At 65.9% G+C, this 24,586-nt stretch carries 16 protein-coding genes and 2 pseudogenes; 16 read left to right on the plus strand and 2 right to left on the minus strand.

Features of this window, described 5'->3' with window-relative positions:
• Positions 1–2 precede the first annotated feature (2 nt).
• Positions 3–1,358 (plus strand): glucarate dehydratase, encoded by a 1,356-nt coding sequence (gene gudD, locus LU688_RS03050; protein WP_038707300.1) that lies wholly within the window; start codon positions 3–5, stop codon positions 1,356–1,358.
• A gap of 104 nt (positions 1,359–1,462) precedes the next feature.
• Here the strand turns inward: gudD and LU688_RS03055 are convergent, their stop codons facing one another.
• Complete coding sequence (locus LU688_RS03055; protein ID WP_160291381.1) at positions 1,463–2,560, minus strand: peptidase C39 family protein; 1,098 nt, start codon at positions 2,558–2,560, stop codon at positions 1,463–1,465.
• Positions 2,561–2,652: 92 nt separating this feature from the next.
• Here LU688_RS03055 and LU688_RS03060 point away from each other — a divergent pair, with 92 nt between their 5' ends.
• The 15 genes and pseudogenes from LU688_RS03060 to LU688_RS03125 all read left to right on the plus strand — a co-directional run bounded on the left by LU688_RS03060 (position 2,653) and on the right by LU688_RS03125 (position 23,966).
• Entirely contained in the window at positions 2,653–4,239 is a 1,587-nt protein-coding gene (locus LU688_RS03060; RefSeq protein WP_023629757.1) for a RimK family ATP-grasp domain-containing protein, read from the plus strand.
• Positions 4,240–4,251: 12 nt separating this feature from the next.
• A complete protein-coding gene (locus tag LU688_RS03065; RefSeq protein ID WP_160291380.1) occupies positions 4,252–5,268 on the plus strand; it encodes a magnesium transporter CorA family protein in 1,017 nt (338 codons plus the stop codon).
• A 353-nt stretch (positions 5,269–5,621) separates the two neighbouring features.
• On the plus strand, positions 5,622–7,016 hold the full coding sequence (gene gabP, locus LU688_RS03070; RefSeq protein ID WP_094012594.1) for a GABA permease: 1,395 nt from the start codon (positions 5,622–5,624) through the stop codon (positions 7,014–7,016).
• Between the two features lie 156 nt (positions 7,017–7,172).
• Positions 7,173–7,949 (plus strand): efflux RND transporter periplasmic adaptor subunit, encoded by a 777-nt coding sequence (locus LU688_RS03075; RefSeq protein ID WP_038707302.1) that lies wholly within the window; start codon positions 7,173–7,175, stop codon positions 7,947–7,949.
• A complete protein-coding gene (locus tag LU688_RS03080) occupies positions 7,946–9,265 on the plus strand; it encodes an efflux RND transporter periplasmic adaptor subunit (RefSeq protein WP_094012595.1) in 1,320 nt (439 codons plus the stop codon). The genes LU688_RS03075 and LU688_RS03080 overlap by 4 nt, the downstream gene beginning before the upstream one ends.
• Entirely contained in the window at positions 9,262–11,358 is a 2,097-nt protein-coding gene (locus LU688_RS03085) for a site-2 protease family protein (protein WP_094012596.1), read from the plus strand. The genes LU688_RS03080 and LU688_RS03085 overlap by 4 nt, the downstream gene beginning before the upstream one ends.
• Positions 11,359–11,445: 87 nt before the next feature.
• Entirely contained in the window at positions 11,446–12,246 is an 801-nt protein-coding gene (locus tag LU688_RS03090) for an aspartyl/asparaginyl beta-hydroxylase domain-containing protein (RefSeq protein WP_038707305.1), read from the plus strand.
• Positions 12,234–13,217 carry a sulfotransferase family protein gene (locus LU688_RS03095; RefSeq protein WP_094012597.1) on the plus strand — a complete coding sequence of 328 codons (984 nt, stop codon included), beginning with the start codon at positions 12,234–12,236 and terminating at the stop codon, positions 13,215–13,217. The genes LU688_RS03090 and LU688_RS03095 overlap by 13 nt, the downstream gene beginning before the upstream one ends.
• A gap of 175 nt (positions 13,218–13,392) precedes the next feature.
• Complete coding sequence (locus LU688_RS03100) at positions 13,393–13,887, plus strand: GNAT family N-acetyltransferase (protein WP_094012598.1); 495 nt, start codon at positions 13,393–13,395, stop codon at positions 13,885–13,887.
• Positions 13,888–13,899: 12 nt separating this feature from the next.
• A complete protein-coding gene (locus tag LU688_RS03105) occupies positions 13,900–14,208 on the plus strand; it encodes a DUF6916 family protein (RefSeq protein WP_094012599.1) in 309 nt (102 codons plus the stop codon).
• A gap of 75 nt (positions 14,209–14,283) precedes the next feature.
• Positions 14,284–14,874, plus strand: a complete 591-nt coding sequence (locus LU688_RS03110; RefSeq protein WP_028692046.1) for a phage tail protein — start codon at positions 14,284–14,286, stop codon at positions 14,872–14,874.
• Between the two features lie 138 nt (positions 14,875–15,012).
• Positions 15,013–17,223, plus strand: coding sequence for a DUF4347 domain-containing protein (locus LU688_RS03115; RefSeq protein WP_232888217.1), 2,211 nt, complete (start codon positions 15,013–15,015; stop codon positions 17,221–17,223).
• Between the two features lie 554 nt (positions 17,224–17,777).
• Positions 17,778–20,627 (plus strand): annotated as a pseudogene (locus LU688_RS27835) (beta strand repeat-containing protein); the annotation flags it as partial.
• 303 nt (positions 20,628–20,930) lie between these two features.
• Positions 20,931–22,406 (plus strand): annotated as a pseudogene (locus LU688_RS27840) (Ig-like domain-containing protein); the annotation flags it as partial.
• Between the two features lie 63 nt (positions 22,407–22,469).
• Entirely contained in the window at positions 22,470–23,966 is a 1,497-nt protein-coding gene (locus LU688_RS03125; RefSeq protein ID WP_038707307.1) for a TolC family protein, read from the plus strand.
• Between the two features lie 32 nt (positions 23,967–23,998).
• On the opposite strand, the gene cysC is transcribed toward LU688_RS03125, so the two are convergent.
• Positions 23,999–24,574: an adenylyl-sulfate kinase gene (gene cysC, locus LU688_RS03130; RefSeq protein ID WP_023631771.1), complete on the minus strand. Its 576-nt coding sequence runs from the start codon at positions 24,572–24,574 to the stop codon at positions 23,999–24,001.
• Positions 24,575–24,586: the final 12 nt, after the last annotated feature.

The following is a 24,586-nucleotide window of genomic DNA, read 5'->3' on the forward strand; positions in this document are numbered from 1 at the left end:
TCATGAACATGCAGACAACCCCGCAGGCTCTCCTCGCCACGCCAGTGGTCACCGAGCTGCGCGTGATCCCGGTGGCCGGACACGACAGCATGCTGCTCAACCTCAGTGGCGCCCATGGCCCGTTCTTCACCCGCAACGTCGTGGTATTGCGCGACAGTGCCGGCAACACCGGCCTGGGCGAGGTGCCCGGCGGCGAGAAGATTCGCCAGACCCTCGAGGACGCCCGCGCCCTGGTGGTCGGCCAGCCCATCGGGCACCACCAGCGCGTGCTCAACGCCATGCGCCAGGCTTTTGCCAACCGTGATGCGGGTGGGCGCGGGTTGCAGACCTTCGACCTGCGCATCACCGTGCACGCCGTCACTGCCATCGAGTCGGCCCTGCTCGACCTGCTCGGACAGTACCTGGGCGTGCCCATGGCCGCGCTGTTGGGCGAGGGCCAACAGCGCGAGGCGGTCAAGATGCTGGGGTATCTGTTCTACATCGGTGATCGTCGTCGCACCGACCTTGCATATCGCAACGAGGCCGATGCCGACGACAACTGGTTCCGGCTGCGCCATGAGCAGGCTCTGACCCCGGAAGCAGTGGTGCGCCTGGCCGAGGCGGCCCAGGCCCGCTATGGTTTCAACGACTTCAAGCTCAAGGGCGGCGTGCTGCGCGGCGAGGAGGAGATGGAGGCGGTCACGGCGCTGGCCGAGCGCTTCCCCGAGGCACGCATCACCCTCGACCCCAATGGCGCCTGGTCACTCAAGGAGGCCATCGCCTTGTGCCGCGACATGCACGCCGTGCTGGCCTATGCCGAAGACCCTTGCGGAGCCGAGAACGGCTATTCCGGGCGTGAGGTCATGGCTGAGTTCCGTCGTGCCACCGGGCTGCCCACCGCCACCAACATGATCGCCACCGACTGGCGGCAGATGGGCCATGCGATCCAGTCACAGGCGGTGGACATCCCTTTGGCCGACCCGCATTTCTGGACCTTGCAGGGATCGGTTCGGGTGGCGCAGATGTGCCATGACTGGGGGCTGACCTGGGGCTCGCACTCGAACAATCACTTCGATATCTCGCTGGCGATGTTCACCCAGGTGGCGGCGGCCGCGCCCGGCGAGATCACCGCGATCGACACCCACTGGATCTGGCAGGACGGCCAGCGCCTGACCCGCGAACCGCTGCGCATCGTTGATGGTCATGTGCGCGTGCCGCAGCGTCCAGGGCTCGGAGTCGAGCTGGACGAGGACCAGTTGGCCCAGGCCCATGAGTGCTATCGCAACATGGGGCTGGGGGCTCGGGATGACAGCGTGGCCATGCAGTATCTGATCCCGGGGTGGGCTTTCGATAACAAGCGGCCTTGCCTGGTGCGCTGATCAAGCACTTACCGGCAAACATTTCCTGCTGCCACCGGCGTTGCCGGTCGGGCGTAGGCAGACGCCTGTGCAGCACCGCCCCGGCCAGCCGGGGCTTTTTTCGTTTACGCCGCCGTTGCGTACACCACCACCGCCGCCCGCAACTTGCGCCCGCCGAACAGGCTCATGCGCTGGAACTCCTGGTGGCTGACCGGCAGGTGCTGGCAGTCCAGAGCCTGTCGGTGACGAGCGTGGTCGGTGTCGGGGTCGTGCAGGTAGACGAAGTCGTCGTCGCAGGCGGTGACCAGTACCCAATGTGGCGCCTTGCTGCCGGTCAGCCGGTAGTTGCTGATCAGCACCAGCGCCAGGCCGCCTTCGGCCAGTACCCGGCGCAGGTCGGGGGCCTGCCGGGCGATCACCACGTCGCTGTCCTGCAATTCGGCGCAGAAGTCCTCATGAACCAGGCGCATGACCTCCTTCTTGCCGGGCTGGCGCACGCCATCGAGAAACAGCGGCCCTTCGGTATTGAGCAGCAGGCGCACGCGAAAGCCCCGACGCCATGCGGCCAGCGCCAGCCCGTGGGGGCTGCAGCCGCCGTGGCCGGAGGTCATGAACACGGTGGTTGCTTCGCGCCACAGGCGCAGTTCCTCGCGGCGGCTTGGCGGGCGCTGCGATCGCAGCGCGGCCATGGCCATCAGCAGGCAGGCCGGGCCGCAGGTGAAGTCGGTGGTCTGAGCGTAGTAGGGGACCGGTCGCGTTTCGTCCGTCGGGTGCTGAAGGATGCGCTTTTCGTAGCGCAGGGCGCTGGTGTGGTCTTGGTAATAGTCGTCGACCTGGGCGAAGCGTCGGTAGCCATGGCGTTCGTACAGGGCGATGGCCTTGGGGTTGTCGGTGCGCACCTCAAGACGCAGGTAGGCGCGCTCGTGTTCCAGGGCGCAGCGTTCGGCCTGTTCCAGCAGGCGCGCGCCAAGGCCATGGCCACGCGCCTGTTCGGCAATGGCGATGGAATACAGCCGGGCCAGCGAGGTGCCGCGGTGGAACAGCAGCAACGCATAGCCCATCAGCTGGCCGTCGCGTTGCGCCACCAGCAGGCTGGCGTTGGCGTGGGACAGCATCCAGCGGAAGCTGCGCGGGGTCAGCCGGTCGAGGGTAAAGCACTGATTCTCCAGCGCCAGCAGGGCCGGCAGGTCGTCAACAGTTGCCAGGCGAAATTCGATGTGCATAGGGCCGCCGTAAAAGTTGCGTAATGAAACGGGACATCCGAAAAACTTCGTGCTTAATAGAAACCGTGTCTACCCAACACAGGGCTTCAACAATGTCATCGTTTCAGGAACCCTTGCCTGGCTGGCCCGGGAAAAGTTCGCACTCAAGTACGGCTGGTGTTATTTATCCTCTGACCCTGGATAACAAGTCAAGTCAGCTGGTAATCATCGTGGAGCGGCGTGAAGACTGGGCTTCCTACCTGCCCAGCGAAGACGTCGTGACGGCCCAGGAGTACTTGGAAGAACCGCGCGAGGCTGACAGCGGCAAGCGTGTACAAGTGATTAACCTATGCCGTAATTACAAGTATCTAGGTCACGGTTATTATTGCTCGTTGTTGGCCGAGGCGCGCGGGCATAAAGTTATTCCCTCGGTCAGAAGTATCAGTGAGTTGACCCGAAAGTCGTTATACGGATTGGCCCTCGACGACATGGCGCGCAGCCTCGAGAGTGCCTTGGCCAATCACCCCTACGGAGAAACCGAAGGGTTCACCCTGACCCTGTATTTCGGCCGTACCGATCTGGAACCGCTGCAGGACATCGCCCGCCAGCTGTTCGAAAGTTTCCCGTGTCCGATCCTGCTGGTGGAGTTCCGCAAGACCAGTACCTGGCATATCGCCGGGGTCAAGGCTGGTGCGCTGCACAAGTTGCGTGAAGACCAGCAGGACCCGTTTGCCAACGCTCTGGATGGCTTCAGCCGCAGGATCTGGCGCCAGCCACGCTCGCGGCGGGTGGCGCGCTACGACCTGGCGATCCTCCATGACCCTGACGAAGCGTTGCCGCCTTCCAACCCCAAGGCACTGGAACACTTCATCCGCGCCGGGCGCCAGTTGGGGGTCGACGTCGAGCTGATCGGCAAGAAGGACTACGCACGCCTGGCCGAATACGACGCGTTGCTGATCCGCGAGACCACCAGCGTCGACAACCACACCTACCGCTTCGCCAAGAAGGCCGAGAGCGAAGGGCTGGTGGTAATGGACGACCCGGCATCGATCCTGCGCTGCACCAACAAGGTCTACCTGACCGACCTGTTGCGCAGCCATCGCCTGGCAATGCCGGCCAGCGAGATCCTCTACCGCGACAACCCTCAGGCCCTGGAAGGCATCGGCGAGCGGCTGGGCTTTCCGCTGGTGCTGAAGATTCCCGACGGCTGTTTCTCCCGAGGCGTGATCAAGGTCAAGGACCCCGGTGAACTCCAGGCCGCCACCGCCGAACTGTTCGAGCATTCGGTACTGCTGCTCGCCCAGGAATACCTGTACACCGAGTACGACTGGCGTATCGGCGTGCTCAACCGCAAGCCGATTTTTGCCTGCCAGTACTTCATGTCCAAGGGCCACTGGCAGATCTTCAACCACCAGGCTCAGCGCGACGAGGTCAACGGCGAGTGCCGCACCCTGGCCGTGCACGAGGCGCCGCGGGCGGTGGTGGACTTGGCGGTGAAGGCAGCCAACCTGATCGGCGATGGCCTGTACGGCGTCGACCTCAAGCAGGTCGATGACCGGGTGGTGGTGATCGAGGTCAACGACAACCCCAACCTCGACGCCGGCATAGAGGACGCCTACCTGCACGACGACCTCTACACCCTGGTGCTTGAGGAGTTCATCCGCCGTCTGGAGCAGAAACGCCGGGGGCAAGCCTGGTAACGAGGTGCTGGCATGATCGAAAGCTACAGCCTGACCCATGGCCAGTTGCGCAAGCGCAAGGGGCTCGACTGCGAGGTGCTGCTGTTCGTCGAACCGGACAGCGCCGAGCGTGAACTGTTGCAGGCGTGGTTCCACCTGGACGCCCATGCCCTGGCTTCGGCACTCGACCCGGACGAGGTGTCGCGCCTCGAACTGCACCGCGATGGCCTGTTCCTGATCTGGAAACGCCCGGAGAGCTACACCGGGGGCGACAGTTTCGCCTTCCAGGTGTCTTCGTTTGGCATGCTGATGGTCGACGGCCACCTGGTGCTGATCGCCCCGGACGCGTCCCTGCTCGACGGCCTCGGGCAGCGCTATGCGCTGCACGATCCGATGGATGTGCTGCTGGCCATCCTGCTGGACAACCTGCACCACTACCTGGGGCACCTGAAAGTGATCAAGATGGTCGCCCGCGAACTGCAGCAGCGCTTCGAGCAATCGCTGGAGAACCATCACCTGATGCAGATGTTCAACCTCAGCGAGAGCCTGATCCACTACATCAACGCCATCCACAGCAATGGCGCGGTGCTCTCGCGCTTGCGCGCCCATGGCGAGAAGCGCCATTTCAACCCTGAGGTGCTGGCGCTGATCGACGACCTGGTCATCGAGAACAACCAGTGCCACAAGCAGGCCGAGATCTACTCGACGGTGTTCGCCGGCTTGATGGACGCTCGCGGCAACCTTGCCAACAACGCGATGAACGAAACCCTGCGCAAGCTGACCCTGATCAACGTGGTGTTCCTGCCACTGAACCTGATCGCCAGTATTGGCGGCATGTCCGAGTTCAGCATGATGACCGCGGGTGTGCCCTGGTGGCTGGCCTATGCCGTGCTGGTGCTGGCGATGCTGTTGCTGGGCGTGCTTATGGTGCTGGCGCTCAAGCGCCTGGCCCGGGGACGTCGTCCCATGGTGGTGCCTGCGCAACCCAAGCGTCCCGATGTGCGGCCGACCCCTTCTTTCCCTGGTATCGCCAATTGGAGAACGCCATGAGCAACCTGCAGATCGGCCTGATGATCGTCACGGTGGTCGTGGTGTTCGCGTTGGTGAACTTCTACCGGGATTACCTGCGTGACCGCGACTGACGCAATCAGGCATGTCCGGGGGCTTGACTGACGTGCATGGGCACGCGGTGTCGTGATCGAACAGTTGTCTGACGTTTTCGAGCATTTTGCTGGCGCCGCGCCCAGCTTAAAGTGAAGCCCGCATCCCCATGGTGCGTTGCCCCGGGCGCATGAGAAGGCCGTAACAGAGCGTGCGCAACGTACTCCGCCCTTAGCCGAGGAGACCGTTTCGCCTACGCCTGCCCGTCCCTTCCTTGTGTCAGTAAAAAGAGAACAAGACCAATGAACACCGTGGGAACTGATGGCAACCTTGCTCAAGGTTTCAAGCCACGTCACGTAACGATGCTGTCCATCGCCGGCATCATCGGCGCGGGACTTTTCGTCGGCTCCGGGCATGCCATCGCGGCTGCCGGGCCCGCCACCATTCTGTCCTATTTCGTGGCCGGTACCCTGGTGGTGCTGGTCATGCGCATGCTCGGCGAAATGGCCGTGGCCCACCCCGACACCGGCTCGTTCTCCACCTATGCCGACCAGGCCATCGGCCGTTGGGCCGGCTACACCATCGGCTGGCTGTACTGGTGGTTCTGGGTGCTGGTGATTCCCATCGAGGCGCTGGCCGCGGGGCATGTGCTCAACGCCTGGTTCCCCCAGGTAGACAGCTGGATCTTCGCCCTGGCCTCGGTGCTGTTGCTGGCCTGCACCAACCTGTTCAGCGTGGCCAAGTACGGAGAGTTCGAATTCTGGTTCGCCATTCTCAAGGTCACCGCGATTCTCGGCTTCATCGGCCTGGGTTTTGCCGCACTGGCAGGCTGGTTGCCGGAGCGCGAGGTCAGCGGGTTGAGCACGCTGGTCGACGAGCATGGCGGCTTCGCCCCCAAGGGCTGGTCGGCGGTGGTCGGTGCCTTCATCACCGTGATGTTCAGTTTCATCGGCACCGAGGCGGTGACCATCGCCGCCTCCGAGTCCAGCGATCCGGCGCGCAACATCGCCAAGGCCACCCGTTCGGTGATCTGGCGCATCAGTACGTTCTATATCCTGTCAATCTTCGTGATCATCTCGGTGGTGCCCTGGAACGACCCGCAGCTGGCGGTGGTGGGCTCCTACCAGCGCGCGCTGGAAATCATGAATATCCCCAATGCCGCGCTGATGGTGGACTTTGTGGTGCTGATCGCGGTGACCAGTTGCATGAACTCGTCGATCTACATCGCCTCGCGGATGATGTACTCGCTGGCCAAGCGCGGCGATGCGCCGGCGCTGCTGAAGAACACTTCACGGGTTGGCGTGCCGCGTGCGGCGGTGTTCGGCAGCACCCTGATCGGCGCGGCCATCGCCATCCTCAACTACTTCGCGCCCAAGGGCGTGTTCGAGTTCCTGCTGGCCAGCTCCGGCGCTATCGCGCTGCTGGTGTACCTGGTAATCGCCATTTCGCAACTGCGCATGCGTGGGCGGCTGGAGCGCGAGAACGCCAACCTCAAGTTCCGCATGTGGTTGTTCCCCTGGCTGACCTGGGCGGTGATCCTGTTCATCGGCGGCGCACTGGCCGTGATGATGTTTACCGAGGAACACCGCGCCGAGGTCAGCGCCACCTTGAGCCTGGCGATCATGATCTCGTTCCTCGGCATCATCACCACCCGAGGGCATGGGCGTCGGGCGGTGGCCGCGCGGTCGCCTGGCTGAACCTGACTCTGTAGCCTGCGCGGGTTCTGTGGGAGCGGGCTCCTAGGCCTGCTCCTTGCGCACTGTGAGCCATCTGGATCTTCATCGGCGTGATATATCCGTGCCATCATCTTTTGTCTTACACTCCTGCCATCAGCTCGCAAGGGAGTGCGCAACATGCTTCGCGGTTTCCGTCTGGCTTTGACCCTGGGTCTGTTGTACCTGCCACAGGCGTACGCCGGCGACCCTCCCGCCGACCCTTTGCTCGATGCACCCGTGGCGTCCAGCGCCGGGCAGAACCCCCGTGGTGTACTGCGGGCCCGCGACCAGGCCGTGTTGTCCAGTGAACTGGCTGGGCGCATCATCGAGATGCCCTATGCCGATGGCCAGGATTTCAAGCAGGGCAGCATCCTGGCGCGCTTCGATTGCAGCGCTTACCAAGCCCAGCTCAACGCCGCCCAGGCTGCCGTGCGTGCTGCCCGTGAAGAGCTCAACCACAACCGCCAACTGGCCGCGTTGAAGTCGGTCGGTCAGTTCGAGGTGTCGTTGGCCGAGGCCAAGCAGGCCCAGGCCCAGGCCGAGGCACAGGTGTACCAGGTGCAGGTCAGGCGCTGCGTGGTCAGCGCGCCGTTCGATGGCCGGGTGGTGCAGCGCCGGGCCCAGCCCCATGAAAGCGTCGCCAGTGGCTCGCCGCTGCTCGAGGTGGTGGACAACCGCTCGCTGGAGATCCACCTGCTGGTGCCCTCGCGGTGGCTGGGGCAGCTCAAGCAAGGCCAGCCGTTCGAGTTCGTTCCCGATGAAACCGGCAAGCCGCTGCAAGCACAGGTCAAGCGCGTCGGCGCCCGGATCGACGAGGGCAGCCAGACCTTGCTGCTGATCGGCGAACTGCCCCGCGACAGCCAGGGGCTGCTGGCCGGCATGAGCGGCACCGCCCACTTCGCCGCACAACCATGACGGCCGCCGCCACGGGTGTGGCCGAGCATGCCTTCGCACTGTTTCTCGGCCTGCAGCGCCAGGCCCGCCAGGCGGCTGGTCCCGAGCAACTGGCCTACAACATGGTCAACGATGGCCAGACACTGTTCGGTTTTCGCCATGCCGCCCTGCTGATCGCCGGCAAGGTTCGGGCACTGACCGGCATCAGTGTGGTCGAGGCCCATGCGCCGTTCGTGGCGTTTGTCGAACGTGCCGCTCACACGCTACAGGCTGCCGGCGTCGCGGCCCAGGCCGGGGCCGTGGAGCCGACGATGCTGGACTCCCAGGCCCAGGCAGACTGGCGCTCGTTATCCGCCGCCCACGCATTCTGGCTGCCCTTGCTCGATCGCCAGGGCAAAGTGTTCGGTGGGCTGTGGCTGGCCCGCGACCAGGCGTTCAACCCCGCCGAGCAAGCCCTGCTCGATCAGTTGGGGGAGACTTACGCCCACGCCTGGCTGGCTTTGGGCCCGGCAAAACCCTGGCGATTGCGTTGGCCACGGCGGCGCCTGCTGGTGGCCTTGGGGATGTCGTTGCTGGTGCTGCTGGTGCCGGTGCGCCAGTCGGTGCTGGCTCCGGCCGAGGTCGTGCCGCGGGCGGGGCGGGTGGTTGCCGCGCCGCTGGACGGTGTGATCGCTGAGTTCCTGGTCAAGCCCAATCAGACGGTCGCTGTCGGTGACCTGCTGGTGCGCTTCGACGCCACCACCCTCAAGGCCCAGGTCGATGTCGCCGAGCGCGCCCTCGGGGTCGCCGAGGCCGAGCTCAAGGCCAGCACCCAGCGTGCCTTCAGCGATGCCGAATCCAATGCCCGCCTCGACCTGCTGGCCGCCCGTGTGGAACAGAAACGCGCCGAACTCGACTACGCCCGCCAGCTCCTCGGCCGCAGCGAAATTCGCGCTGAGCGTGCGGGGATCGCGGTGTTCGCCGATGCCGAGCGCTGGACCGGCAAGCCCGTGCAGACCGGCGAGCGGCTGATGCAACTGGCCGATCCGCAGCAGGCCGAACTGCGCCTGGAACTGCCGGTGGGCGATGCCATCGCCTTGCAGCCTGGTGCCGAAGTGGCGTTGTTCCTCGACAGCGACCCGCTGCACCGCCATGGCGCCCGCCTGGAGCGCGCGGCCTACGAGGCCCAGGCCACCGCCGCCGGGCAACTGGCCTATCGGCTGGACGCCGGTTTCGACGAGGCTCCGCCGCGCATCGGCTTGCGCGGTACCGCCAAGGTGTATGGCGAGCGCGCACCGCTGGTCTACTACCTGCTGCGTCGCCCGCTGGCTGCGTTGCGTCAGGGGCTGGGGCTGTGACCCTGCCAGCGCTGCGCGCCGACCTGCAACTTTCGCCGGCGGCGGCCGGGCATGACGGCGCGCCGCAGTGGACCCTGGCCGACCCGCTGCGCGGGCGTTACTTCAAGCTGGGCGGTGGCGCCGTGCGGCTGCTGCAGCACTGGCGCCTGGGTGACCCGCAACGTGTGCTGGCTGCCGCCAATGCCGAGCCTGGCCTGGCAGTCGACGAGCAGGCATTGGAAGAGCTCTTGCTGTTTCTCGGCCAGCACGACCTGATCGGCGCCGAAGATGCCCGCCAGCGCGAAAGCTATGCGACCAAGGCCGCCGCCACCCGGCAGAGCCTGTGGACCCGTGTGCTGCACCAGTACCTGTTCTTCCGGATTCCGCTGTGGCGCCCGGATGCCTTCCTCAACCGCGCATGGCCGGTGCTTGAACGCCATGGCGGCTGGATCTTGCGCTACGCCCTGCCGTTGGTGCTGGCGTTGGGTGTGTTCCTGGTGATTCGCGACTGGTCGCGCTTCATCGCCACGTTCCCGCACCTGTTCAGCCTCGGCGGCATCCTCGCCTTTGGCGTGGCGCTGGGGTTCGCCAAGCTCTGCCATGAGTTCGGCCACGCCTTCATGGCCAAGCGAGCCGGGTGCCGAGTGCAGAGCATGGGCTTGGCGTTCATGGTGCTGTTGCCGATGTTCTACACCGATGTCAGTGATGCCTGGCGCGTCAGCGACCGCCGTGCGCGGCTGCTGATCGATGCCGGTGGGGTGTTCGCCGAGCTGCTGCTGGCGGTGCTGGCGCTGCTGGCCTGGTCGCTGCTGCCTGACGGCCCCGCGCGCACGGCGGCGTTCATGCTGGCCAGCGCCACCTGGATCACCACCTTGCTGGTCAACCTCAACCCCTTCATGCGTTTTGACGGCTACTTCCTGATCAGCGACCTGTGGCGGGTCGAGAACCTGCAGAACCGCGCCTTTGCCCTGTGTCGCTGGCGACTGCGCGAGGCGCTGTTCGGCTATGGCGAGCCGGCCCCGGAAGCCTGGTCGCCGACCATGCGCCGTCGTTTGCTGGTGTGGGGCTATGGCGCCTGGCTGTGGCGCGCGGTGCTGTTCTTCGGTATTGCCCTGGCGGTATATCACCTGTTCTTCAAGGTGCTGGGCATCTTCCTGATGCTGGTGGAGCTGGCCTGGTTCATCGGTTTGCCGGTGTACAAGGAGTTGCGGCAATGGTGGCTGCACCGTGGCCAGGCGGCGCCGGGCAAGACGCTGCGGGTGGCGGCCGCGCTGGCGTTGTTGCTGGCCGTGCTGGTGCTGCCCTGGCGTGGCGCGGTGGACGTGCCGGCGATGCTCGAGGCGTCCCGCGTCAGCGCCCTGCATGCGCCGGTGGCGGCACGGGTGAAAAGCTTGCCGGTGGGCGAAGGGCAGGCGGTTCGCCAGGGCGAGCTGCTGGTGGAACTGGAGTCGCCTGACCTGACGTCGCGCCAGTCCATCGTGCGCCGCGAGATCGATATCCTGCAGCTGCTATTGCGCCGTCAGGCCGGGCGCAGCGAGACGGCGGCGGACGTTGGCGTGCTCGAGCAGCAACTGGCCGAAGCCGTGGCCGAGTACCGCGGCCTGGCCGCCCAGCGTGAGCGTTTGCAACTGCGCGCGCCCCGCGACGGTGTGTTGCGTGACCTGCCGGCCGGCCTGGCAGCGGGGCAATGGGTCAGTCCGGCACAGACCTTGGGCCGGCTGGTCGAGCCAGGGTTGCGTTTGCGCGGCTACCTGGCCGAGGCCGACCTGTGGCGGGTGGCGGCCGGCAGCGAAGGGCGCTTCATCGCCGATGACCCGGCGCGCCCGGCATTGCCGGTGCGCGTGGAGCAGGTGGATGTCACCGGTGTTGCCGTGCTGGAGCTCGAAGCGCTGGCCTCCGACCGTCATGGCCCGGTAGCCGTGCGACGTGATGGCCAGCAGCGTGCGGAGCCGGTGCAGGCCCAGTACGGCGTACATTTGAGCCCGCTGGGCGAAGTGCCCGATGTGGCGCAGCCGTTGCGTGGGCTGGTGGTACTGGAGGGCGCGCGCGAGTCGTTGCTGGGGGCCGCCTGGCGACGGTTGGCGGCGTTGGGGGTTCGTGAGAGTGGGTTTTAGGCGGCCTTTCCCGCCAGGCTCCCGTCGTAATTACGCGATCCATCGCCAGGAATGCCGTTCAAGACAATGCCGACGCAAGGAGCCCGCATGACCGAGACCGCTCTGCCACTGTGTTCCCGCCTTACCTTGCCCACGAACCTGCCCGCGTTGCAGCAGGCCCTGACCCGGCTGGACACTCATGCCTGGCAGGCGCATTTCAACCGGGGCTACCACGAAGGTGATTGGAGCGGTGTGGCGCTGGTCGCCGCCGAGGACGCGCCGTTGCCGCTGGCCCCAGGCACAGGCTCGCCGTCAAGCCTGGCCTGGTGGCAAGGCGAGCCGGCCTGGCAGCAAGCCCTTGCACCCTTCCAGGCATCGCTGCGCGCCGCCCGCCTGCTTCGCCTGGGGGCGGGGGCGCGGATCCACGAGCACCGTGACCCTGACCTCGGGCGCCCAGGCGGCTGCCTGCGTTTGCATATACCGCTGCTGAGCCCCCCGGGCGTGGAGTTTCTTGTGGATGGCCTGCAAGTGCCGATGCGCCCAGGCGAGTGCTGGTTCATCGACCTGTCGCGCCCCCACCGGGTCAACAACCCCGGGCCCGGTGAGCGTATCCACCTGGTACTTGACTGCGCGGCCGACCCTTGGCTGCTGGCGCTGATCGACGAAGGCCTGGCGCAGACGCCGGCATTGCAACCCGGCAGGGCCGGGCAGGCATTCGAACGGTTTCGCCAGCAGGTGAGTGAGGCGCCGGCATTGGCTGCGCAACTACAGGCGTTGGAGGATCCTCGGGCCTTCGTGGCCGAGGCGGTGCGCCTTGGTGCCGAGCTAGGGCTGGCGTTTTCCGAGGCAGAGGTCCTGGGCGCGATGCGCCGGGGCAAGCAGGCATGGAGCGATCAATGGCGAGTGTGAATACCCCGATGGATTTTCACGGCTGGCTGCCCATCCGCCTCTGGCAAGGCGACGCCGGATGGCGGGTGGACTGGTGCTGGTTCGGCGAACAGCGCCTGACCCGCCCGTTTTTCCGCGATGACGTCGACCAGGCGTTACGCCTGCCGTTCAACCAGGCTATGCGCCGCGACACCGATGTCTCAGCTTTGCTCGATTGGCACGCCCGTAGCCCGGGGCTGACGCCCTCGGCCTTGGTGTTTCACGCTTCACGCTGTGGTTCGACGCTGATCGCCCAATTGCTGGCCAGCCAAGCGCGAAATATCGTGCTGTCCGAGCCGCCGCCATTGGACAACCTGTTGCGTGCCGCGCGCCAGGACCCGTCCGCCGCCGCCTGGCAGGCCGATGCATTGCGGGCGCTTTGCTCGGCCTACGGTCAGCGTCGTCGGGGCGACGAGCGCCAGTTGCTGATCAAGCTCGATGCCTGGAACATCTTCGACGCATCATTGCTGACGGCGCTGTATCCCGACGTGCCTCGGGTGTTTCTCTATCGTGACCCGCTGGAAATCGTCGTCTCGCAACTGCGCCAGGCGGGCATGCACCGGGTGCCGGGGCTACTCGGCGCTTCGGGCCTGGACAACTTGCTGTCCGCCCCCCAAGCCATGGACACGGTGGAATACACCTGCCGGATGATTGGCGAAATCCTCACGGCTGGCCTAGCGTTGTGCGAACGCCACGGTGCCATCGCGGTGAACTACAGCGAATTGCCCGACGCCGTCTGGGGACGCCTCGGGCCACTGTTCGGCATCCAGCCAGGCGATGTGGCTGACCTGCGCGCCGTCGCGGCCTTCGACGCCAAGCAGCCGGCCATGAACTTCAGCGCCGACAGCCAGCGCAAGCGCGAGGAGGCCGACGACGAAATACGGGCTGCGGTCATCCGTTGGGCCCAGGCGCCTTACAACGCGTTGGAATCCATACGGTTGCGAAACGTCTAGGAAATGGCGTCAAACTACCTCGAACGGGTGTTTGAGAAAAAAGTTGAAAAGACCCTGTTCGGGTAGTGGCTATTTGCCTTGATCTTCGGCTACGCTGCTGCAGATTGTGTAGGACAATTCACTTGGATGTGCGCCCCTCACCATGGGGTAACCTTATGCAGGGAAGCCATACCCGATGTCCATTTCCGAGGTGAGCCTCCGTCCCATCGTGGACGTCGACCGGGCGTTCCTGCGCACCCTCTACGGCACCACTCGTGCCGCCGAAATGGCCCTGCTGCCGTGGCCCCAGGCCGCCATCAATGTGTTCCTCGACCAGCAGTTCCAAGCCCAGCACGACTATTACCAGGCCCAGTTCGCCGACGCCGACTTCTTCATCATCGAAGTGGCGGGCGAGCCCATTGGCCGCGTCTACCTGCACTGGACCGACAGCCACGTGCAGTTCATCGACATGGCCCTGCTGCCCGTCTGGTGCGGGCGCGGCATCGGCAGCCGGTTACTCGGGCAGTGGCTGGCACACGCCGATGCCGACGGCCTCAGCGCCGGCCTGCATGTCACCCCTCATAACCCGGCCTTGCGGCTTTACCAGCGCTGCGGGTTCGAGGTGGTCGGCGAGACCGGCCTGTCCCTGAAGATGCGCCGAGCGGCGCTCACCACTGCCATACGCGCCTGAAGGACCAGACCCATGCATGCCATGCCCACGTTCGACGCACTGCAACAGGCCACCGGCAGCCATTTCCAGCTGTGGATCAGCGACGAACAGGCGCTCCAGGCGCAACTGCTGGCCGTGACCGAAGGACCGGCCATGTCGCCGCGTCACCAGCGTTATGCGGCGGAATTCGCCCTGCCGGCCGGCACCGAGCTGCCGCAGGCGGTGTTCCGCCTGTCGCCGCCAGGCGAGCAAGGTTGGCTGCTGTTGATGACCCCGGTGAGCCCCGATGACGATGGGCGCCCGGTGCTGGAAGCGATTTTTCACGTAGACCGGCCGCTCTGAGGGCGTCCGCCACACGCGTCATGTCCGGCGGGCCATGGGGCCCGTCTTCGCAGTGTTGTCATAGGAGAGCAGCAAATGAGTGAGCCGTTCCTCGGTCAGATCACCTTGTTCGCAGGCAACTTCGCCCCTCGGGGCTGGGCCTTCTGCCAAGGTCAGCTTCTGAGCATCGCCCAGAACACCGCGTTGTTCTCGATTCTCGGGACGACCTACGGTGGCAATGGCCAGACCACTTTCGCACTGCCTGACCTGCGTGGCCGGGCGCCTATCCAGCAAGGGACGGGGCCGGGGTTGCCGAATGTCGTGCTAGGGGAGGTGGCAGGTGCCCCAACGGCCAGCCTGACGTCACTGAACATGGCCTCGCAACCCGTGATCATCCCGGCCAGCACGGTGTCGGTCGCCATCCCCGCAGCGGAAGGCGATGCTGACCTGCCCGCACCTTCGACCAGTGGCGTGCTGGCCAAGCCCAAGGACACCACGGGCTCCGGTGCTGCGATCGACATCTATGCCTCGACCGCCAGCGACACGACGCTCAAACCGTTCAACCTCACCATTCCGGCCAGCACCGGTGCGACCACGGGGCAAAGCCAGCCCTTCTCGATCCGAAACCCCTACCTGGGTATCAACTTCATCATTGCAGTGGAAGGGCTGTTCCCGTCCCGCAACTGAGGCCGGATAGGCAACAAGCAGGGCTGCGGGGCGCACATCGGCGCCCCGTCGTCCGTTCAGGATTTTCCAACAAGGACAGGCCGTCCTCACCCGTAAGGGCGGCACGCACAACCAGCCCCAGGGCTGAGCGAGGGCATCATGGCATTCTGGAAACGCGGCAAGGACACCCACACACCCAACGTTTCCACGAGCCGCCCGAGCCTCATCCAGGCCCTGGAGCCGCGCATGATGTTCGACGCCTCGGTGGGCGTGGTCGCCGACCAGGGCGCCCAGGCGGTCGAAGCAGTCGCAGCCGCCAGCGTGGCCAAGGACACCAGCGCCGCGAGCGATGCGGCCAGCACCCGCGACAGCGCCACCCACGAGCCCGTCCACGAGGCGGCGCCCGCCACCGCGCCGGTCACGGCAGCTTCGGGCAACCACGAAGTAGTATTCGTCGACTCCGCCGTCAGCGACTACCAGAAGCTCATTGCCGGCCTGCCCGCCGGGGTCGAAGTGGTGGTGCTGGAGAACGGCAAGGATGGTTTCAAGCAGATCGCCGATTACCTCGATGGCCGCAACGACGTGACCTCGATCGATATCATCAGCCACGGTGACAAGGGCTATGTCTACCTGGCCGGCAACGCCATCTGGGCCAACCAGCTGGCCAGCCACGGCGCGGACCTTGCGCGTATTGGCAACAGCCTGGCGCCGGGCGGTGACATCCGGTTCTTTGCCTGCAACACCGGGGCCGGCAGCGACGGCCAGCTGTTCGTCAACGAAGTGGCGCGGCTCAGCGGTGCGGATGTAGGCGCTTCGTCCGACGCCACCGGTAACCGCGCCGGCGAGGACTGGGCGCTGGAGACCGTCTCCGGGGTGGTTGCCACGGACGTCGGCGTGCAGCGTGGCAACCTGTCGGCTTTCAACACTTCGCTTGCGACCATCACCGTCACCACCACCGATGCGTCGGCCATCACCAACGATGGCCAGGTGTCCCTGGCCGAGGCCATCCAGGCCGCGAACACCGACACCTCGGTGGACGGCTCGGCCGCAGGCAGCGGCAGCGACATCATCGTGTTCCACCAGAACCTGAAAGGGCAGACCATCCGCTGGTCCTCGGCCACGGCACTGGCGGTGACCAGCAACATCACTATCAACGGTGATGTCGACGGCGACGGCAAGGGCGACATCATCTTGAGCGGTGACGTCAACAACAACGGTACCCGCGATACCCTCGAAGCCTCGGGCCTGCAAAGCAACGGCGGGGGCGTGCTGACCGTGCGCAACCTGGATTTCCGCCATTTCTCCAGCAACATTGCTGGCGGCGCGATCCGCGCCAACGGCGGCTCGATCACCGTCGAGGACTCCAACTTCGAGAGCAACGCCGGCACGGTGATCAACTCGGCGACCACCGCAGGATCCACCGTGGTGGTGCGCAACACCACGATCCACGACAACAGCGCCAGCATTGTCGGCGGCACCGCCATGTCGACGCTCGTGCGCCTGGGCGGCGCCAACAACCACGTGCTGGAAAACGTCGCCATCTACAACAACACCGGCACCTACGGCGCCACCGGCACGGTGGCGGCCGGCTCGATCATCGTGCTGAGCAACAGCGGCGGCACGGTGCGCATCACCAACAGCACCATCGCCAACAACGTGTTCCTCAACACCAGTACCGGTAGCATCACCTCGGGCGGCCTCGGCTGGGTCAGCGGCCAGGCCGGCACGGTGACGGTGCAGAACAGCATTCTCACCGGCAATACCGTGAACGGCACCCAGCTCGATGCGGCCACCAATGGTGGCGTTGGCGGCGGCTACACCAGCACCACCAACTTGATCGGTACCGCGGTCAACTTCGTCAACACCGCCACCGGTGACTACCGCTTGGCCAGCACCGCCAGCAACGCCATCGACCAGGGCACCCTCGCCGGCGCACCGCTCACCGACCTGCGCGGCTTCGACCGGCCCCGTGGCGGTGGCGTTGATATCGGCGCCTACGAGGTGCTGTATTCGGCGCCGCCGGTGGTCGACCTGGACACCGGCACCGGCGGCAACGACAGCACGGTCAACTTCGCCGGCACGCCGGTGGCCATCGTGCCGAATATCAGCCTCACTCAGACCGACGGCGACACCCAGGTCAGCGGCGCGACCTTGACCCTCGGTGGCGTGCTCGACGGCGGCAACGAAACCCTGTCGCTCAGCGCCGGGCAGATCGCCACCGCGGCCAGCACGGCATCACCATCAGCGGCTCCGGCACCACGGTGCTGTCGCTCAGCGGTGTGGCCACCCTGGCCCAGTACCGCTCGATCCTCGCCGTGGTGGCCTACGGCAACAGCACCGGGGCATACACCAGCGGCACCCGCAGCGTGACGGTCAGCGTCAATGACGACATGGGCAGCACCACCCGCACCGCTTCGGTGGTGGTCCAGCCACTCAACGCCGCGCCGGTGATCGCCAACCTCAACGGCGACAGCCAGACCTTCACCCAAGGCGCTGGCTCGGTGCTGCTCGACAGCGGCGGCAATGCCACCGTTACCGACAGCGACTCGGCCGACTTCTCCGGCGGCAACCTGACCGTGGCGGTGAGCGCCAACGGCGTAGCCGGCGAAGATGTGCTGGGCATTCGCAACCAGGGCAATGGCGTCGGGCAGATCGGCGTCAGCGGCAACACGGTCAGCTACGGCGGCGTGGCCATCGGCACCTACACCGGAGGCACGGGGGGCGCAAACCTGGTGCTGACATTCAACGGCAATGCCACGGCGGCGGCGGTCCAGGCGGTGGTGCGCAACCTCACCTACGACAACAGCAATGCCGCCAACAGCATCGGCCAGGCCACCCGTACCCTGTCGGTCACCATCAACGATGGCGACGGTGCCACTTCCAGCGCGGCGTCGGTCACGGTGGCCATACACGAGACGGTTCCGCCAACCGCCACCATCAGCCTCAGCGACACGGCCCTGAAAGTGGGTGAGACGGCGACGGTGACCATCACCTTCAGCGAGGTGGTGAGCGGCTTCACCAATGCCGACCTGACGGTGACCAACGGCACCCTGAGCGCGGTGGCCAGCAGCGATGGCGGCAAGACCTGGACCGCCACCTTCACCCCGACCAGCAACATCACCAGCGCCAGCAACGTCATCACCCTGAACAACGCCGGCGTCACCGACCTGGCCGGCAACGCTGGTGCTGGCACCACCAGTTCGGCCAACTACAGCATCGACACCCAGCGCCCGACGGCGACCATCGTGGTGGCCGACAGCAACCTGAGCATCGGTGAAACGTCGCAGGTGACCATCACGTTCAGCGAGGCCGTGACCGGCTTCACCAATGCTGACCTGACGGTGGCCAACGGCACCCTGAGCGCCGTGTCCAGCAGTGATGGCGGGATCACCTGGACCGCGACGCTAACCCCGAACAGCGCCATCAGCGACGCGACCAACCTCATTACCCTGGACAACACCGGGGTGAGCGATGCCGCTGGCAACGCCGGCAGCGGCACCACCAACTCGAACAACTATGCCATCGACACCCAGCGCCCGACGGCGACCATCGTGGTGGCCGACAGCAGCCTGAGCATCGGTGAAACGTCGCAGGTGACCATCACCTTCAGCGAGGCCGTGACCGGTTTCACCAATGCCGACCTGACGGTGGCCAACGGCACCCTGAGCGCTGTCTCCAGCAGCGACGGCGGGATCACCTGGACCGCGACGTTCACTCCGAGCAGCGCCATCAGCGACGCGACCAACCTCATCACCCTGGACAACACCGGGGTGAGCGATGCCGCCGGCAACGCCGGCAGCGGCACCACCAACTCGAACAACTATGCCATCGACACCGTGCGCCCGACCGCGACCATCGTGGTGGCCAACCCCACCCTGGCCATCGGCCAGACGTCGCTGGTGACCTTCACCTTCAGCGAGGCAGTAGTTGGCTTCAGCAATGCCGACGTGACCGTGGCCAACGGCAACTTGAGCGCGGTGTCCAGCAGCGACGGCGGGATCACCTGGACGGCCACCTTCACCCCGTCGAGCAATATCACCGACACCAGCAACCTCATCACCCTGGATAACAGCGGGGTGGCCGACCTGGCCGGCAACGCCGGTAGCGGCAGCACCGACTCGAACAACTACACCATCGACACCCAGCGGCCGACGGCCACCATCGTGGTCGCCGACAACAATCTCACCGTCGGCGAGACCACCACGGTGACCATTACCTTCAGCGAGGCGGTCACTGGCTTCACCCTGGCCGATCTGACGGCGCCGAATGGCAACTTGAGCGGGCTTTCCAGCAGTGACGGCGGCATCACCTGGACGGCGACCTTCACCCCTTCGGTGAACGTGCAGGACGCCACCAACGTGATCGCCCTGAGCAACAGCGGGGTGGCCGACCTGGCCGGCAACGCCGGCAGCGGTACCACCAACTCCAACAACTACGGCGTCAGCACCTTGCAACCCACGGCCACTGTGGTGGTAAGCGATGCGGCGCTGCGTATCGGTGAAACCTCGCTGGTGACCATCACGTTCAGCGAGGCGGTGAGCGGTTTCACCAATGCCGACCTGACGGTGGCCAATGGCACCCTGAGCGCGGTGTCCAGCGCCGACGGCGGCATCACCTGGACCGCCACCTTCACGCCAACCAGCAATATCCAGGATGCGAGCAACCTGATCACCCTAGATAACAGTGGCGTGGTCGGGACGAGCAGCGGTAACGCCGGCTCCGGCACCACCGACTCGAACAACTACGCCATCGACACCCAACGCCCGACCGCAACCATCGTGGTGGCCGACAGCAGCCTCGCGATTGGCGAGACGTCGCTGGTGACCATCACCTTCAGCGAGGCGGTTAGCGGCTTCACCACCGCCGACCTGACCGTGGCCAACGGCACCCTGAGCGGACTGAGCAGCAACGACGGCGGTATCACCTGGACTGCGACCCTGACGCCGACCGCCGGCATTACCGACACCTCCAACCTGATCACCCTGGACAACAGCGGGGTGACGGACACCGCTGGCAACGCCGGTTCCGGCAGCACCGACTCGAACAACTACGCCATCGACAGCCAGCGCCCGACCGCCACCATCGTCATGGCCGACAGCGATCTGCGTGTCGGTGAAACCTCGTTGGTGACCATCACGTTCAGCGAGGCGGTAACCGGCTTCAGCAACGCCGACCTGACCGTGGCCAACGGCACCTTGAGCGCGCTCTCCAGCGCCGACGGCGGTATCACCTGGACCGCCATCTTCACGCCAAGCACCGGTGTGCAGGACGGCACCAACCTGATCGTACTGAACAACACCGGCTACACCGACCTGGCCGGCAACAGCGGAGTCGGCACTACCTCATCGGCCAACTACACGGTCAACACCGTCGTCCCCACCGCCACTGTCGTGGTTGCCGACACGGCCCTGCGCACGGGCGAGTCGAGCCTGGTGACGATCACCTTCAGCGAGGCGGTCAGTGGCTTCACCCTGGCCGACCTGACGGTGGCCAACGGCACCCTCAGCGGGTTGAGCAGCAGCGACGGCGGCATCACCTGGACCGCGACCCTGACACCTGGCAGTCAGGTTGAGGACACCAGTAACCTGATCACCCTGGACAACAGCGGTGTGGTCGGGGTGTCTTCCGGCAACGCCGGGGTGGGCAGTACCGACTCCAACAACTATGTCATCGATACCCGCGTTCCCAGCGTGACCAGCGTCGGTGGCCCGGCGGGGGTTTCCTACAACGCCGGCGACTCGCTGGTGTTCGTGGTCAACACCAGCGAAGCGGTCCAGGTCACGGGGGCGCCGCGCCTGGCTCTGGATATCGGCGGGCACGCGGTGTTTGCCGAACTGGTGGCGGGCGCCGGCACCTCGACCCTGGTGTTCCAGTACGTCGTCCAGGCCGGTGACAACGACGCTGACGGCATCACCGTGACTGGCCTTGCCGCCAATGGCGCGACCCTTGTCGACGCCGCGGGCAACGCCATGGACCTGACCCTGAATGGCGTGGCCGATACCCACCAGGTGTTGGTCGATACCCAGGCGCCGAGCGCGGTCGGCATCGTCACCCTCGACCCGTCGCCGAGCAACGCCCAGAGCGTGCGCTTCACCGTGACCTTCAACGAGCAGGTCAATGGCGTCGACCTCAGCGATTTCAGCCTGGTCGGCACCGGCTCGGCCGGCGGTGCGCTCAGCGGCCTGCAAGCGCTGGGCGGGGGAGTCTATGTGATCACCGTCAGTGGCGTGCACGGCACCGGCACCCTGGGCCTGAACCTCAATGGCAGTGCCACGGGTATCACTGATGTGGCCGGTAACGCACTGGTCGGTGGCCTGACCGGCGCCACATACAACATCGACCGCGACGCCCCCACGGTGAGCAGTGTCGGCGTGCCGGTCGGCGTCCCCTATAACACGGGCGATGTGCTCACCTTCGTGGTCAACACCAGCGAAGCGGTGCTGGTCGACGGTGTGCCGCGGCTTGCCCTGGATGTCGGCGGGCGCACGGTTTACGCCGATTTCGTGGCCGGTTCAGGCACGCCGACGCTGGTGTTCCAGTACCAGATCCAGGCCGGCGACAACGATGCCGACGGCATCCAGGTGCTCGGCCTGTCGGCCAATGGCGCGAGTCTGCACGATGCGGCCGGCAACCAACTGACACCGGGGCTGAACAATATTGGCGATACCCATGGAGTCATCGTCGACGGCACGCTACCCAGCGTGGTCTCGATCGTGGCGAATCCGTCGCCGACGCCGGGCAGCCAGTCCTTTACCGTGACCTTCAGCGAGGATGTCAGCGGTGTGGACTTGGGCGACTTCGAACTGCTGACCAGCGGCAACGCCAGCGGCACGCTGCAGTCGCTGGTACGCCTCGACGGTCATACCTGGCAGGTCAATGTCGCAGGGGTAGCGGGTAGTGGTGGCCTGGCCCTTGGGCTCAAGGCCAGTGGCACCGGCATTCGCGATGGTGCAGGCAACGACCTGGTCGGCGGCTTCGCCGGCCAACGCGTGACATTGCAGTCTACCGACGGTGATCCGGAATTCCGCGCTTATCCACCGGCGCGCCCGGGCCAGGCCAGCCCAGGCACGCCAGTGGTGATCGCACCGTTGCCGGCAACGGCACCGTTCCAGTCGCCGCTGCTGCCACAGCCGTTGTTCGAAGTGCCGACAGTGGGCGGCGGTCTGCCGACCTTGGGCAATCTGTTCATCCAGAACGGTGCGCTGGCGCCCAGCTACCTGTCCCAGGTATTCGCCGGCCAGCACGCCGACAGCGCTATCGGCAACGGTTCGGGGGCCGGTTTCCTCGGCTTTGGTGGCGGTGACGCCAATGTCTTCGGGGCCAGCAGCCTGGCCAACATCTTCGACAAGACGCTGCCGGATGACGGTGGCCAGTATGAACTGAGCGGTGGCAAGCCATTCCGCCAGGGGGCAGAGGCGGGGGCGGGCAAGGGCCTGACCGGGGCACCGACCCTCGGGCAGCAGTTGCAGGCCTTCCGGGAGGGGGAACAACACCAGGCCAGGCAACTGGCGCAGGCGTTGGGCCAGGTCGAGGTACCCGTGCCGCAGGCCTGAGCCTGCGCACGCGAGCAATCCAATTAGAAGAAAAGCAGTGCCGTACCAAGGGGGCGGACAGGGATGAGCAGAGCATCGAGGATTTTTGCGGTAAGCGTACTGGCACTGGCGGTAACAGGGTGCGCGGTCAAGACCCAGCCCATCGACCGCAGCGTCAGCGAGCAGCGGGCGCGGGCTGACCTTGCCAGCATGTTCAAGGGCCAGGAGGCCTTGCACGGGCCGCTGACCCTGCACCAGGCCATGGCCCGTGCGGTCAAGTACAACCTGGAGGCACGCCTCAAGATCATGGAGGAAGCCCTGGCCCAGCGCCAGGTCGACCTGGCCACCTTCGACATGCTGCCGCGCATGGCCCTGTCTGCCGGTTACGCCGGGCGCAGCAACGTCAGCGCATCCAGCAGCCAGAGCGTACTGACCAATACCCAGTCCCTGGAGCCATCGACCTCCCAGGACCGCGACCGCGACGTGGCCGACCTGACCATGGTGTGGAACGTGCTCGACTTCGGTGTCAGCTATGTCAGCGCCAAGCAACAGGGCGATCAGCGCCTGATCGTCCAGGAACGCCGGCGCAAGGTGGTGCAGACCATCATCCAGGACGTGCGCTCGGCCTACTGGCGTGCGGTCGCCGCCGAGCGCCTGCTCAAGCAGATCGACGCGCTGATGGTGCGGGTCGAGCAGGCCCGGGACAACAGCCAGCGCATGGGTGACCAGCGCATCGGCGACCCGATCCAGGCGCTCAACTACCAGCGCTCGTTGATCGAGGCCACCCGCCAGTTGGAGGAACAGCGTCGCGCGCTGTCGCTGGCCAAGACTGAACTGGGGGCGCTGATCAACCTGCCGCCGGGTAGCGAGCTGACCCTCGCCGCCACCGATGACTACAGTGTACCGGAGCTCAAGGTAGGCCTCGAAGCGCTGGAGCAGCAGGCCCTGGCCACGCGCCCCGAATTGCGCGAGCAGGACTACCAGGCCCGCATCAGCGCCGCCGAGGTACGCAAGTCGATGCTGCGCATGCTGCCGGGGCTGGAGTTCTCGGCGGGCGGGCACTACGACAGCAACAGCTTCCTGACCAACCAGCACTGGGCCGATTATGGCGTCAAGGTCACCTGGAACCTGTTCAACGTGCTATCGGGGCCGGCGTCCATCGATGTGGCCAAGGCCGGCGAGCAGGTGGTCGAGGCGCGTCGCCAGGCGATGTCGATGGCCATCCTGGCCCAGCTCTACGTGGCCAATGCCAATTACAACGAAGCTCGCCGCCAGTTCGCCACCAGCCAGCAACTGGTCGCCCTTGACCAGCAGATCGTCGAGCAACTGCGCAATCGCCACCAGGCGCAGGGCATTGGCGAGCTGGAGCTGATCCAGGGGGAACTGAATGCGCTGCAGGCCGACCTGCGCCGCGACTTGGCCTATGCCGAACTGCGCAACAGCTATGGCCAGGTGTTCGCCAGCGCCGGGCTCGACCCGCTGCCGCAGACCCTGCCGTCCGGCGAGCTCGCCGACATTGCCCAGGCCCTGGGCAACAACGAGGCACGCTGGCAGCGTGGCGATATCGCCCCGGGCAGTTGAGCGCAACCAGCAGGCGCGGGGTCAGCCCGCGCCTACTGCGCTTGGTGCAGTACCCGCTGCTGTACGTACGCCAGCAGTTGCGCCGTGGCTATCGCCAGCGGCACTTTTGCCGTCTCCACCACCAGCTCCGGTCGCTCCGGCACTTCGTAGGGCGCATCGATCCCGGTGAAGGCCGGCAGCTCTCCCGCTCGGGCGCGGCGATACAGGCCCTTGGGGTCGCGGGCCTCGCAAGTGGCCAGATCAGCCTTGACGTGCACTTCGTGGAAGCCCGCCTTGCAGGCCTGGCGCGCGGTGGCGCGTCCGGCGCGATAGGGCGAGATCAACGCGGCAATGCAGATCAGCCCGGCATCGGCAAACAGCGCCGCCACCTCGGCTGTGCGGCGGATGTTTTCGTGGCGATCCTCGGGCGAGAAACCCAAGTCGGCATTCAGCCCTGTGCGCAGTACATCACCGTCGAGCACGTAGCAGCCATGTCCCAGCTCATGGAGCTCTCGGGCCAGGGCCTGGGCCAGTGTCGACTTTCCCGCACCTGAGAGTCCGGTAAGCCAGATGACCGCGCCAGCTCGGGCACGTGCCGGTGGATGTTCATCGCTTCCTGCGTGATGCACCTTGGACGTCTC

Source organism: Pseudomonas soli (genome assembly GCF_021283165.2).
In the GTDB taxonomy this organism is placed as follows: domain Bacteria; phylum Pseudomonadota; class Gammaproteobacteria; order Pseudomonadales; family Pseudomonadaceae; genus Aquipseudomonas; species Aquipseudomonas soli.

What these genes read in the sequence shown, in the direction of transcription:
- gudD (WP_038707300.1), top strand. Translation starts at nt 3, where the DNA reads ATGAACATGCAGACAACCCCGCAGGCTCTCCTCGCCACGCCAGTGGTC.
- LU688_RS03055 (WP_160291381.1), bottom strand. Translation starts at nt 2,560, where the DNA reads ATGCACATCGAATTTCGCCTGGCAACTGTTGACGACCTGCCGGCCCTG.
- LU688_RS03060 (WP_023629757.1), top strand. Translation starts at nt 2,653, where the DNA reads ATGTCATCGTTTCAGGAACCCTTGCCTGGCTGGCCCGGGAAAAGTTCG.
- LU688_RS03065 (WP_160291380.1), top strand. Translation starts at nt 4,252, where the DNA reads ATGATCGAAAGCTACAGCCTGACCCATGGCCAGTTGCGCAAGCGCAAG.
- gabP (WP_094012594.1), top strand. Translation starts at nt 5,622, where the DNA reads ATGAACACCGTGGGAACTGATGGCAACCTTGCTCAAGGTTTCAAGCCA.
- LU688_RS03075 (WP_038707302.1), top strand. Translation starts at nt 7,173, where the DNA reads ATGCTTCGCGGTTTCCGTCTGGCTTTGACCCTGGGTCTGTTGTACCTG.
- LU688_RS03080 (WP_094012595.1), top strand. Translation starts at nt 7,946, where the DNA reads ATGACGGCCGCCGCCACGGGTGTGGCCGAGCATGCCTTCGCACTGTTT.
- LU688_RS03090 (WP_038707305.1), top strand. Translation starts at nt 11,446, where the DNA reads ATGACCGAGACCGCTCTGCCACTGTGTTCCCGCCTTACCTTGCCCACG.
- LU688_RS03095 (WP_094012597.1), top strand. Translation starts at nt 12,234, where the DNA reads ATGGCGAGTGTGAATACCCCGATGGATTTTCACGGCTGGCTGCCCATC.
- LU688_RS03100 (WP_094012598.1), top strand. Translation starts at nt 13,393, where the DNA reads ATGTCCATTTCCGAGGTGAGCCTCCGTCCCATCGTGGACGTCGACCGG.
- LU688_RS03105 (WP_094012599.1), top strand. Translation starts at nt 13,900, where the DNA reads ATGCATGCCATGCCCACGTTCGACGCACTGCAACAGGCCACCGGCAGC.
- LU688_RS03110 (WP_028692046.1), top strand. Translation starts at nt 14,284, where the DNA reads ATGAGTGAGCCGTTCCTCGGTCAGATCACCTTGTTCGCAGGCAACTTC.
- LU688_RS03115 (WP_232888217.1), top strand. Translation starts at nt 15,013, where the DNA reads ATGGCATTCTGGAAACGCGGCAAGGACACCCACACACCCAACGTTTCC.
- LU688_RS03125 (WP_038707307.1), top strand. Translation starts at nt 22,470, where the DNA reads ATGAGCAGAGCATCGAGGATTTTTGCGGTAAGCGTACTGGCACTGGCG.